This window comes from Collinsella aerofaciens, assembly GCF_964283865.1.
Classification (GTDB): Bacteria; Actinomycetota; Coriobacteriia; order Coriobacteriales; family Coriobacteriaceae; genus Collinsella.
Window position 1 is genome coordinate 39,622 of record NZ_CAXYLS010000003.1, and the last position, 12,482, is coordinate 52,103.

The 12,482-nt window shown below is 59.0% G+C and carries 7 protein-coding genes; 4 read left to right on the forward strand and 3 right to left on the reverse strand.

All coding sequences use genetic code 11. The features are described 5' to 3' along the window. A complete protein-coding gene (gene guaA, locus ACRX4W_RS02885) occupies nucleotides 1-981 on the reverse strand; it encodes a glutamine-hydrolyzing GMP synthase (protein WP_082435590.1) in 981 nt (326 codons plus the stop codon). A gap of 297 nt (nucleotides 982-1,278) precedes the next feature. On the opposite strand from guaA, the gene ACRX4W_RS02890 reads away from it, so the two are divergent. Together ACRX4W_RS02890 and ACRX4W_RS02895 are read left to right on the forward strand one after the other, a co-directional pair. Then, nucleotides 1,279-2,283 carry a helix-turn-helix domain-containing protein gene (locus ACRX4W_RS02890; RefSeq protein ID WP_055252404.1) on the forward strand — a complete coding sequence of 335 codons (1,005 nt, stop codon included), beginning with the start codon at nucleotides 1,279-1,281 and terminating at the stop codon, nucleotides 2,281-2,283. 155 nt (nucleotides 2,284-2,438) lie between these two features. Beyond that, entirely contained in the window at nucleotides 2,439-6,806 is a 4,368-nt protein-coding gene (locus ACRX4W_RS02895) for a hypothetical protein (RefSeq protein ID WP_432299070.1), read from the forward strand. A 90-nt stretch (nucleotides 6,807-6,896) separates the two neighbouring features. Here ACRX4W_RS02895 and ACRX4W_RS02900 read toward each other — a convergent pair whose 3' ends face one another. Both ACRX4W_RS02900 and ACRX4W_RS02905 read right to left on the reverse strand, forming a co-directional pair. Continuing rightward, nucleotides 6,897-7,481 carry a hypothetical protein gene (locus tag ACRX4W_RS02900; protein WP_117773951.1) on the reverse strand — a complete coding sequence of 195 codons (585 nt, stop codon included), beginning with the start codon at nucleotides 7,479-7,481 and terminating at the stop codon, nucleotides 6,897-6,899. Nucleotides 7,482-7,490: 9 nt separating this feature from the next. After that, a complete protein-coding gene (locus ACRX4W_RS02905) occupies nucleotides 7,491-7,721 on the reverse strand; it encodes a helix-turn-helix transcriptional regulator (RefSeq protein ID WP_117773950.1) in 231 nt (76 codons plus the stop codon). Between the two features lie 435 nt (nucleotides 7,722-8,156). Between ACRX4W_RS02905 and ACRX4W_RS02910 the strand changes: the two genes are divergently transcribed. Beyond that, a complete protein-coding gene (locus tag ACRX4W_RS02910) occupies nucleotides 8,157-10,154 on the forward strand; it encodes a DNA gyrase/topoisomerase IV subunit B (RefSeq protein WP_432299071.1) in 1,998 nt (665 codons plus the stop codon). A 45-nt stretch (nucleotides 10,155-10,199) separates the two neighbouring features. After that, the gene (locus tag ACRX4W_RS02915; protein ID WP_118065700.1) at nucleotides 10,200-12,440 is read left to right on the forward strand and encodes a DNA gyrase subunit A; all 2,241 of its coding nucleotides are present in this window, start codon (nucleotides 10,200-10,202) and stop codon (nucleotides 12,438-12,440) included. Nucleotides 12,441-12,482: the final 42 nt, after the last annotated feature.

Genomic DNA, 12,482 nt, shown 5'->3' on the forward strand with positions numbered 1-12,482 from the left:
TTACTCCCACTCGACCGTGCCGACGGGCTTCGGCGTGAGGTCGTAGCACACTCGGCAGATGCCGGGAACCTCGGCGGTGACGCGAGCGGTAATACGCTTGAGCAGCGCCCAGTCGAGCTCGGGCACCTCGGCGGTCATGACGTCAACGGTGTTGATGCAGCGGATGATGCAGGGCCAGTCGTAGGCGCGCTTACCCTCGCGCACGCCGGTGGCGCGGAAGTCGGGCACGACGGCAAAATACTGCCAGATGGTCAGACCTGCCTTGTCGATCTCCTCGCGCACGATGGCGTCGGCTTCGCGCAGCGCCTCAAGACGGTCGCGGGTGATGGCGCCAAGGCAGCGGACGCCCAGGCCAGGACCGGGGAACGGCTGACGCTCAACCATGTTCTCGGGCAGGCCGAGCTCGCGGCCCACGACGCGCACCTCGTCCTTGTACAGCAGCTTGACGGGCTCGCAGAGCTCAAACTGCAGGTCATCGGGCAGGCCGCCCACGTTGTGGTGAGCCTTCACGCCATCCTGGGACTCCAGGATGTCGGGATAGATGGTGCCCTGGGCGAGGAAGCTAACCTCGTCGCCAACCTTGCGGGCCTCCTCCTCGAACACGCGAATGAACTCGGCGCCGATAATCTTACGCTTGGCCTCGGGCTCCTCGACGTCCACGAGCTTATCCAGGAAGCGATCAGTCGCGTCAACATAGACCAGGTTGGCGTCCATCTGGTTCTTGAAGACGTCGACGACCTGCTCGCTCTCGCCCTTGCGCATCAGGCCGTGGTTAACATGCACGCAAATGAGCTGCTTGCCGATGGCCTTGATGAGCAGGGCCGCAACAACCGAACTGTCGACACCACCGGAAAGAGCCAGCAGGACCTTCTTGTCGCCGATCTGCTCGCGGATTGCAGCGACCTGCTCTTCGATGAACGCCTGGGCAAGTTCGGGAGTGGTGATACGCACCATGTCGTCGGGACGCTTGTTGGGATCCATGCAGAGCTCCTTTTCGGTTCGATGGGAATGCGTTACACGTATGCAAACGCACCGTCACATGACCTCATTATATGCAGAACGAGATGCGTTTCCCATCGCTGCGACAGAGCTTTTTACAGGGGTGGTATTTTTTCCTAATGTCGAGGTCAGCTAGGCTTCGGTAGCCACCTTGGGAGCATCGCCAATAGACTCTTCCTTTATACGTTCGGCACAATCGTAGGCGATACCCACAAATTCAAGTCCCGAGCAACAGGAGTACAATTGCTGCTATTGTTGCCAGCTGTTGGGAGATGGAAGATGGACTGCGATGGCTACCCATGCGTTCCCATGCCGTTGATGTGCACTGCCTTTGTGCCGGGGCAGATGGACGCTGCGGTTGCAGGCATTTCCGACCCCGATTCGCGCGCCATTGCCACGGCAGAAGCGCTGTACTTTCGCGGACAGGCCACCCTTGCTGCCAAGACGGCGCGCCCCTATCTTGACGCCACCGATCCCGCACTGCGCTATTCCGCATGCTTTATCTGCGGATACGCCAGTCTGTCGCTCAACCGTATCGCCGACGCCCGCCGGTGCCTTGCGGGCATCCTCGATACGCCAACTGACGAGGAATCGCCCGCCGTCCACGCCACGCATATCCTGTTCGCCTCGGCCGCGAGCGTCCTGCTGCACTTGCCTTCCCCGTATTCTGCCGAAGAGTTTTATCCGCTTGCGGCGCATCTGCCCGAAGGCCTGCGCTTGTTCGCCAGCTACGTGATGGCGCATGCCCTGTACCTGCGCGGCGAATATGGCCGCAGTCTGGGCATGGCGGAAAACGCCCTAATTATGAAACAGGGAAGCTATCCCATCTCGGAACTGTTCCTGCACCTGGCAGCTTCCATGGCATACATGAGTCTCAAAGACGTCGACGCCGCAAAAGCGCATTTTGGCGCCGCTTGGGACATTGCGCGCCCCGACGGCCTCATCGAGCTCATCGGCGAGCACCACGGCCTTTTACAGGGGCTCATCGAGGCGTGCCTAAAAACGCAATACCCTGACGATTTCGCGCGCATCATCGAGATCACGTACCGCTTCAGCTACGGCTGGCGGCGCATCCACAACCCCGATTCGGGCGAGGACGTGGCCGACGATCTAACGACCACGGAATTCACCATGGCCATGCTCGCCTGTCGTGGGTGGACCAACGCCGAAATCGCACGCCATATGGGAGTATCGCCGGGCACCGTCAAAAACCGCCTATCCGGCGTATACGCAAAGCTTGGCATCGGCACACGCGCCGAGCTGGTCGCGCATATGTTGCGTTAGCGACCGGGCTGCCAAGCGCATCGAACGCGTTCCGGAACCCGGCGCTTCGCTCGATCAATTTGGACATTTTGGCCATCGAACGGCACTACCGCCACGAAGCGTCTTCTCGCAAAATTGGATTATTTCCACCGATATTTGCGGGATGGGAGCCCAAGATGCTTGATCGCCGTTCGTTACTTGTTGCTGGAGCGTCCTCGCTGGCGAGCATCATGTTGCCTCGCGTGCCGGGAAGCGAAAATGCCTTCCTGCTGCCGTTCGCGCCCACCGCGGCCTATGCCGACGAAGAAGATCCCTTCAAGGTGCTCGTTCTCTCGCGCACCATGTTTGGTGTAGTCGTGGTCGACGTCGCCAACAAGAATACGCCCATCGCAGGTGCCCAGGTCACGCTCACATCGCGCTATGCCGTAGGCAAGCAGCTCACCGCCACGACCGATGACGAAGGCACGGCCATCTTTGAGGTCGCCCCTCTTTCGGAAGACTACGTGGACGAGGCAACGCTTCTCGACGCGTACGACTTTAACGGCGGCATCTCCATTAGCATGGCGGGCTACCGCGATGTCGAGATTCCCCTTGCGCGTATCCAGGGCGGCACCGCCATAACCGCACCCACACGTCCGCTGTCCGACGGCGAGCCGTACTTCCGCCAGCTCACATTCGACGAATGGGACATCCAGTACGCTGATGCCACGTTCATGGCATTGCCGAAGGACGACGCGGCAAACGACCAACCCGACACGCATGCCTTTATTGTACAGGCACATCTGCCACAGGGTGGACAGGCAACGCTGCACATCAACAAGGTAATGCCCGCCACGGGTAGCTCGCCCGAAACCGTCACGCAGATCGGCCAGATCAAGGCCAGCGCATCAGGCGCGGATAATCTGGCGACGTTCACACTCGAAGACAAGTTTCTCGACGCGGCATCGGGCCTTCTGGAGGAAGGGTGCAAGCTGCGCTTTGTCCTCGACTATCAGGGCAAAACCTACACGCTCTCATCCCCCATGGCCGTTGTCACCGCGCCGGCCGCAAAGGCGGAATCGGGCTCGACCACTATCGTCCCCACTACCATGGACCAAGAGGTCACTCCGTTTGATTTCCCCGCGGCGTTTCCCGGCATCGGCGGCAATAAGTTCACGTACTGGATACCCACATTTCCGATCCTCTTCGATTTCTCGTTTGCTGGATACGTGCTGTTTGGCGGAGGATACAAACCAGCCAGCTATATGAACGATTCGGGCAATCCGGATCCGGAGTACTGGAAGAAGTCACCGCGCGAGTCGGGCGCCAAGCAGGCAAACCGCTACCTCGACGAAATGGAGGGGAAGTGGAATCAGTACAAAAGTATGAGTGCCGGTTCGGGCACCGATCCAAGAAACACCAAGCTCCTTCGCCACCATTGCACGCCGCTGTTCACGATGGATATCGCCACACAGCTGTACGGCTCGCTCGCCTACGATTGGGTGGGCAAAACCTGGGGTGACAACAACGACCCCGCATACGGCAATATTAAGGCCCTCTTCCAGGTAAGAACCGACCTCAATTGGACCGAGCAGTTTACCCTAGGACCGGTGCCGTTTTTCCTAAACGTCAACCCCTGGGTGCTGGCAAAACTGGCGCTCGCCGTGGGCGCCCACACGCACGGCAGCGGCGCGGCGTTTTTCAAGAACATTTCGCTCGACTATTCCAACACGTCGGGCTCGTTCACCATCCAGATCGGACTTGCCGTCACCTTTGGAGCCGGCATTGCAGGCGTCGCTTCGTCCGCTGTGCGTGGCGCCGCATCCCTCACACTGTTCATTGGGTACGAGAAGGCAGATGGACACCAGCTTCCGCGGCTGCGCGTAGGTGCAGACGTCGATGTCGATGTGATACTCCAGTTCGTAATGTTCAAGTGGACCACCAAGGCTTGGTCGGGGTCGTGGCCCACACTCATCGATTCGTGGAATATGTCGGTGAACAATGGCGACCAGTATGTACTCCAGCGCTCTGAGCTGGCATTGGGTGGAAATACGCCTTATACGTTGGATGCCTGCTTCGGCTCGGCCGGCAACGCCGAAGCAGGTGGTGTGCCGCAGTTTATCGCATCGGCCACCATCGTCACCAACGCCGAGCTGCTCGCACGCGCCGAGGTTAAGGCCACTGCCGTAAATGCCGCGCCTGTCGTGCGCGATTGGGATCAAGCGGCCACGCGCATTGAGCTCGAGGCGGATTCAGAAAGCGAAGACACGGGACAGATCGAGCATTTCGTCCATGCACTGGTAGAGAACGACGAAAACGCCGCGCCGATGTATGAGTACACCTACATCGGTCAGTCAACGAACGCCGTTGCGGACCCGAACGCCAATTCTGCCGGCGTGTCGGAGGACGAGCGTGGCGGCATAAAACCCTCGAGCGACAACGTGCTGTTTTCCGGCGTGCTCAGCGAAGCCCACATGAAGCTAACGATGATTGCCGGCGTAGAATGCCTGTTCCGTATCGCCTCGGTGCGCTACGGCGACAATGGCCGCTCGCGCCTGGTGGTGCACACAAAGGCAAACGGCACGTGGTCCGCTCCCACGCCCGTGGACTTTCCCCTTGGGTTTGGCGAGGGCGACGTGGAGCGCGACGGCATATTCGATTACGACTTCGACGTGGTGGAATATACGGACGGAAGAGGAAACCAGGACGCCTACGTGCTGCTGGTCTCGGGCGAGCGCCCCGCCGGCGACAACACCCTTTTCGATACGGCAAGCACAGCCGGCATACTGTCCGTTGTGCGCCTGCGCATAAGTAATGACGAGATCCGCGTTGTGTCGCATACGTCATGGCGCAGCATCTCGCGCGGCCGCCTGCAAGAGGATGGCTACCATTGCCTGCAGTGCCCGCGCATCACGGTAGGCAAGACGCTGATCGACGGACGCCTGTCGGGTGCCTACCTCCACCGCCGCGGAACCACCGCAGAAAAGGCGCTCGGCAGCGAGGCCGAGGTTGCGCTGGAATGCTTTACCCTGTGGTCGGATGATTTGGGCGACAGCCTGACGTTCCGCCAAGTTCTTCGCTTTCCGCAAGCACCGTCGAGTATCGAGCTGAGCGAGCCCGAGAATATCAACGGCAAAATGGTGGTGCCCGTTGCGTACGAGACCGCAGACGGTTGCGGCTGCGCATCGTACGCCGTGATCGGCCAGTCCATTGCGGGCTGGGGCGTTATGCCACCAGACGCCACGGTGCCCCATGCGGTGCCGTGGCCACAACATTCGGGCTTTTTGGCCACCGTCAACGAGCAGCTGCAGCATATTACTTGGACGCGAGGCGCATCGGCATTTGCAACGCAGCCCGTGGGTGCCGCAGGCTGTGGCCCGGCATCGTTTAGCGTAAGCAACAACGGCAGGTGCGCGCTCTATGTAGAGAACACCGATGGCAAGGTGGGGCAAACCTACGACGAAGAAGGCAACCCGGTAGCAGTAATGGGCAAGCACTTCCGCATCTTCGCCAGCACCTTGGCAGGCGATCTGTTCACGGAGCCGTTCGTGATGTGCGAGCTGGACCATCCCGTCGATCAGATAACGACATTTTTGACGTCGGGAGGCATGCTCTCCGCGCTCGCCACGCACATTGTGAGCGCGGAGAAGAGCGAGGCAGAGCTGCACGGCATCGAAGTGCCTCTGGTGGCGTGTGCCACTCCGACGGGCGCGGTCGCTACCTCGGGCGCGGTGGTGCCCGGAGCAGCAGGCGAATCCTTCATGGTCACGGTGCGAAACGACGGCAACACTTTGCTGACTGCCGGCACAATCGATCTGTACCGAGAGGGCTCCAGCCAGCCGTTCTCCAGCGCATCCATCGGATTCGGAGCGAACGCACGCATGGCTTCGATCTACGATCCAGAGCTTGCCGAAGACGCTTCGGCCAACGACATGGCACACGTAAAGTACGCGCTCGAGACGCTGGGCGCACGTTTTGCAACGCACCCGCTGGTTGCCGACAACGGCAACGCCGTGCTGGCACCGGGTTGCACGGCACAGTTCCGCATGAGCTTCGCCATCCCCGAGAGCTGGAGCGACGAAGTGGGCAAACGCGTCACGCTGTATGCGAAGGCGCGTAATCTGGTGGCGCTCGATCCCGTAACGCTCGAGGAGATCCGACCGGGCGCAAACTCGGCGCTGAGTGCCGTTCTGCACGAGTTTCATGTGCCCGACGCGGCATGCGAACGCTCAGAAGTGCAGGTCGGCGTATGCGACAGCGCGGATACGACAGGACTTCACGACGCCCCGATGACAGCAGACGGCGATGGTGGCTCGAGTAGCAGCGGTACTGACGAGGGCGGCGGCTCCGGCGGAAGCAGCTCCGGCAGCGGCAAGGACCACGGCAATAACAAGCGCTCCGGAAAAGCGGGCGCGCTTGCGGGCACGGGCGATGTCAACGCTCCCCTTACGGCAGCCGCTGCAGCACTCGCCGCGGCAGGCGCGGGCCTCATCGCCTACAGCGCCCGCCGCACGGCGCTCGAAAAAGACACCGCCAATGAGGACAATTCGGATAGGCCTCGCTAGCTCCTAGTTACTTTTGTGAGAGGCGCCGACTCGGCTCATCGAACATCAAAATGGGCTGGTTCTGAATACCCAGAGCCAGCCCATTGCGCATTAAATGTCGTCTGAGGAGTCGAGTTCTGCCTCGAGCTTGGCACGGCGTCTTTTCGCCGTGAAAAACGTTGCGCACAGGACAGCAAACGTGGCCGCGAAAATCGTCGCACCGCAGAACACGCCCGTGGCCAGGTTCGCCAACCAAAAGACGCTTTCGAGCGGTACGATCTGCGCCTCAGCGATACAGCGCATTGCGGCAATAACAAGCGCGAACGCTGCGCCGCTAAGACCGCTGACAAGCAGAAAATATCCAACAGGAAGATGCTCGGTTTGCCCAAAACGATTGGTATCGACATAGCCCTTCCGCGTTTGCAGTCCTGCGCAAATCAACATCACGAGAATGAGCCACGAATACATGGCTGCCTCGAACGGCGTTGCAAAGCCATGCGGCATTTCACTGGCGTCGCTGTGAACCCACGCAACCTGTCGAGCTATAAACTGGTAGAAAAAGATCATCAACATGCCAAACGAAAGCAGCACGAAACCAATCTTGCAGATCTTCGCGTTCTCAGCCTCCAGGCGTTCATCCTTTGGGCCGGCATATTCACGCCACGTTTGCACGATTTTCAGATCTTCATATTTCATAGTGGCCTCCTAAAGAGCGTTAGGGTCGGCTTTGGTCTCGTCTTCCCAAAACAGATCGTTCAACGTCACGTGCAGCGCTTTGCAGATTGCCACGCACAGGTTGAGCGTAGGGTTGTAACCGCCTGCTTCGATCAAGCCGATGGTTTGACGTGTAACGCCCACGGCCTGGGCCAAGTCGGCTTGCGAAAGGCCAGCCGCCGCGCGCGCCGCCTTCATGCGGAGGTTCTTTTTGCCCGGCATAAAGTTCCTTTCGTCATATTGGACAAATATCCGTTGCAACATGCCAGAAATATATTGCATCGACTAATTGATGTCTACTATATCTGTCATCGGTATACGGATATAGCAGTTTCGATTCGTCATTCCATCTTGCTCGGGCAGAACCGACTCGGTTTTGTCCGAGCAAGATTGGGCATCCGCAAACTCATCGAATTTCTGAATCGTGTCACCCATAATCGTTCGATTTTGTTTAGTAAAACTAGGTCCCTATTAAATAAAATTCGTTTGTATCCAAATTTGTTTAACAATGCCGCGCTACCACTAAACACTATACCCGTTAATTCGAACGATTGTTCGATGGATTTCGTGTTGGGTGGAATCGCCCAAGGGCTGGGCTATGCTACCTTGACTATCTATATGACTTAAACGCAGCAAAGGAGCACCGAGAGAGCGAGTATGGCAAAAAACACCGCAAACTATGGTAACGACAGTATCCGCCAGCTCAAGGACGAGGAGCGCGTACGCCTGCGCCCCGCCGTCATCTTTGGCTCGGACGGACTCGACGGTTGCGCGCATGCCGCCTTCGAGATCCTGTCCAACGCCGTTGACGAGGCGCGCCAGGGCTACGGCAAGCTCATCACCCTCACCGCCTTTCGCGATGGTTCTATTCAGGTAGAGGACAACGGCCGCGGCTGCCCGCTCGACTGGAACCCCTCCGAGAAGCGCTTTAACTGGGAGCTCGTCTTTTGCGAGCTCTATGCCGGCGGCAAGTACAACAACAACCAGGGCGGCGACTACGACTTCTCGCTGGGCACCAACGGCCTGGGCTCGTGCGCGACCCAGTACGCCTCCGAGTACATGGACGTCACGGTTTGGCGCGACGGCAACAAGTACTCTCTGCACTTTAAGAAAGGCAAGGTCGTCGGCGCCAAAAAGAAGGCACTCGAGATCGAGCCCACAGACGAGGACCGCACCGGTACCACCATCAAGTGGCGCCCCGATCTTGAGGTCTTTACCTCCATCAGCATTCCCCACGATTGGTATCGCGAGACCATGCGCCGCCAGGCCGTGGTCAACGCCAACGTGACCTTCCGTCTGCGTATCGAGGGCGACGATGGCGAGTTTTCCGAAGAGGACTTCTGCTATCCCAAGGGCATCGAGGACTATGTGCTCGAGAAGGTCGGTACCGACTACCTTACCGAGCCCTTCTTTATCGAGGCCGACCGCCGCGGTCGCGACCGCGAGGACCTGCCCGACTACAACGTAAAGATCACCGCATGCATGTGCTTCTCGCGCACCCTCCAGATGCAGGAGTACTACCACAACTCCTCCTGGCTCGAGAACGGTGGCTCGCCGGAGAAAGCGGCTCGTAGCGCTCTGACTAGCGCCATCGATGCCTACATCAAGCAACAGGGCAAGTACAACAAAAACGAGAGCGGCATTAAGTGGCAGGACGTCCAAGACTGTCTGGTGCTGGTGACCAACTGCTTCTCCACCCAGACGTCCTACGAAAACCAGACCAAGAAGGCCATCAACAACCGCTTTATCCAGCAGGCCATGACTGCCTTCTTTAAGGAGCGCCTCTCGACCTACTTGATCGAGAACAAGGACGCCGCCAATAAGATCATGGAGCAGGTGCTCATCAACAAGCGCTCGCGCGAGAATGCCGAAAAGACGCGCCAGAGCATCAAAACCAACCTGCAGCAAAAGACCGATATGGCCAACCGCGTGCAAAAGTTCATCGATTGCCGCTCCAAGGACAAGAGCCGTCGCGAGATCTACATCGTAGAGGGCGACTCGGCAGCAGGCGCCATTCGCACGTCGCGCGATGCCGAGTTCCAGGGCGTTATGCCCGTCCGCGGTAAGATCCTCAACTGCCTAAAGGAAGATTATCCGCGCATCTTTAAGTCCGACATCATCATGGACCTCATGCGCGTGCTGGGCTGCGGTGTGGAGATCAAGGACAAGCGTATCAAGAACCTTGGCGCCTTCGACCTGGACAACCTCAACTGGAACAAGGTCATCATCTGTACGGACGCCGACGTCGACGGTTATCACATCCGCACGCTCGTACTCACCATGCTCTACCGCCTGGTGCCCACGCTTATCGACGAGGGCTACGTGTATATCGCCGAGTCGCCGCTCTACGAGATCAACTGCAAAGAGAAGACCTACTTTGCCTACACCGAGCTCGAGAAGAACGGCATCCTCAAGGAGATCGGCGACCAGAAGTGCTCCATCAACCGTTCCAAGGGTCTTGGTGAGAACGACCCGGACATGATGTGGCTCACCACTATGAACCCCGAGACGCGTCGCCTGATCAAGGTGGAGCCCGAGGACGTCACCAAGATGGAAACCATGTTCAACCTGCTGCTGGGCAACGACGAGGCGGGCCGCAAGCGCTATATCTCCGAGCACGGCAAGGAATACCTGGACCAGCTGGACCTGCAGTAGCAGCAAATCGATAACGACGGCCCATAAGAAGTTCAAGAGGAAATCGTGGCAAAGAAGAAGACGAAGAACCAGCCAAAGAAAAAGCAGGTCAACGCCGAGAACGTCATCGGCCTGCACTCCGAGGTCACCGATCAGCCGATCACGCAGACGCTCGAGGTCAACTACATGCCCTACGCAATGAGCGTCAACGTCTCGCGTGCATTCCCTGAGATTGACGGCTTTAAGCCCTCGCACCGCAAGCTGCTCTACACCATGTACAAGATGGGTCTGCTCAAGGGCGAGCGCCAGAAGAGCGCCAACATCGTGGGCCAGACCATGAAGCTCAACCCGCACGGCGATGCCGCGATCTACGAGACGATGGTGCGCCTGGCCACCGGCAACGAGGCGCTGCTCGCCCCCTTCGTGGAGTCGAAGGGTAACTTTGGCAAGTACTATTCGGGCGACCTGAGCTACGCCGCCTCGCGTTATACCGAAGCCAAGCTCTCCCCCATCAGCGCCGAGATCTTCAAAGACATCGACAAGGACCCGGTCGACTTCGTCGACAGCTACGACGGTGCCATGAAGGAGCCGCGCCTGCTGCCCACCACGTTCCCCAACATCCTCGTCTCGGCCAACAAGGGCATCGGCGTCGCCATGGCGTCCGACATCTGCGGCTTTAACCTCAACGAGGTCTGCACCGCCACCATGCACTACCTGCAGGATCCCGACTGCGACCTGCTCGAGTACATGCCCATGCCCGATTTCTCCACCGGCGGCGAGATCATCTACCGCCGCGAGGAGATGGAAAAGATTATCGAGACCGGCCTTGGCAGCTTCCAAATCCGCTCCCGCTGGCGCTGGATTCCCGAAGAGCGCATCATCGAGGTCTACGAGATCCCCTACACCACCAAGACCGATGTCATCATCGAGCGCATCGTCAAGCTTTCCAAAGAGGGCAAGGTCAAGGAGATCGCCGACATCCGTGACGAGACCGACCTTTCGGGCCTGCGTATCGCCATCGACCTTAAGCGAGGTGTCGACCCCGACAAGCTCATGGCCAAGCTCTATCGCTCGACCACGCTGCAGGATTCGTTCTCGTGCAACTTCAACGTGCTGGTCGATGGCTACCCCCGCGTTATGGGCGTGCGCCAGATCCTGCACGAGTGGGTCAAGTGGCGTATTGAGTCTACGCGCCGCCGCATTAACTTTGACCTGGGCAAAAAGTCCGAGCGCCTGCACCTGCTGCACGGCCTCGAGGCGATCTTGCTCGACATCGACAAGGCAATCGCCATCATCCGCGGCACCAAGCTCGAAGCCGAGGTCGTGCCCAACCTTATGAAGGGTTTCGACATCGACGAGACCCAGGCCGAGTTTGTTGCCGAGCTTAAGCTCCGCAACATCAACGAGGAGTACATCCTCAACCGCACCAAGGACATCGCCAAGCTCGAGGGCGAGATTGCCGAGCTTGAGGAGATCCTCTCGAGCGAGGAGAACATCAAGAAGGTCATCAGCGACGAGCTGGCCGCGGTCAACAAAAAGTACGTGATGCCGCGCCGCACGGGCAGGATCGAGCCCCATGAGGTCATCGAGGTGAGCCTGGAACCCGAGGTCGAGGAGTACCCGGTCACCATCATGCTCTCGCGCGATGGCTACCTTAAGAAGATGACGGACCGCGTGCTCAAGAAGGCGACCACGCTCAAGTACAAGGACGGCGACAAACCCTTTATCGAGTTCCCGTCCTCCAACACCCACGAGCTGCTGGTCTTTACCAACAAGAGCCAGGTGTACAAGTGCAAGGTTGCAGCGTTTGAGGACACCAAGTCGGCCCAGCTGGGCTCGTACCTGCCGACCGATCTTGAGATGGAACCCGACGAGAGCGTCATCTGGGTCATCGACCCCGAGGACTACAAGGCCGACGTGCTGTTCGTCTTTGAGAACGGCCGCGTGGTGCGCGTCGCGCTTTCTGGATACGTCACCAAGACCAACCGCAAGCGCCTCAAGAACGCCATCTACGGCGGCAGCAAGCTGCTGTATGCGCAGGTGCTCAAGGAAGACCGCGACCTCGCGCTGGTCTCGAGCGACTACCGCCTGATGAACTTCAACACGTCGCTGCTCAAGACCAAGACGACCACCAACACGCAGGGCGTCCAGGCTTTCACGGCCAAGAAGGGCCGCTCGGTCACCACCGTCGGCACGACCGAAGAGATTCTTGGCGCCGGCGTCTCGGCCGAGAAGTTCACCGCGCAGAGCCTGCCCTCCGCCGGTGCCCTCATGAAGGAAAACGACATGCCAAGTTTGTTTGACTAAAACAACGGTGGCCAAACCGTCATGGTTTTACAAAGCAGCGGG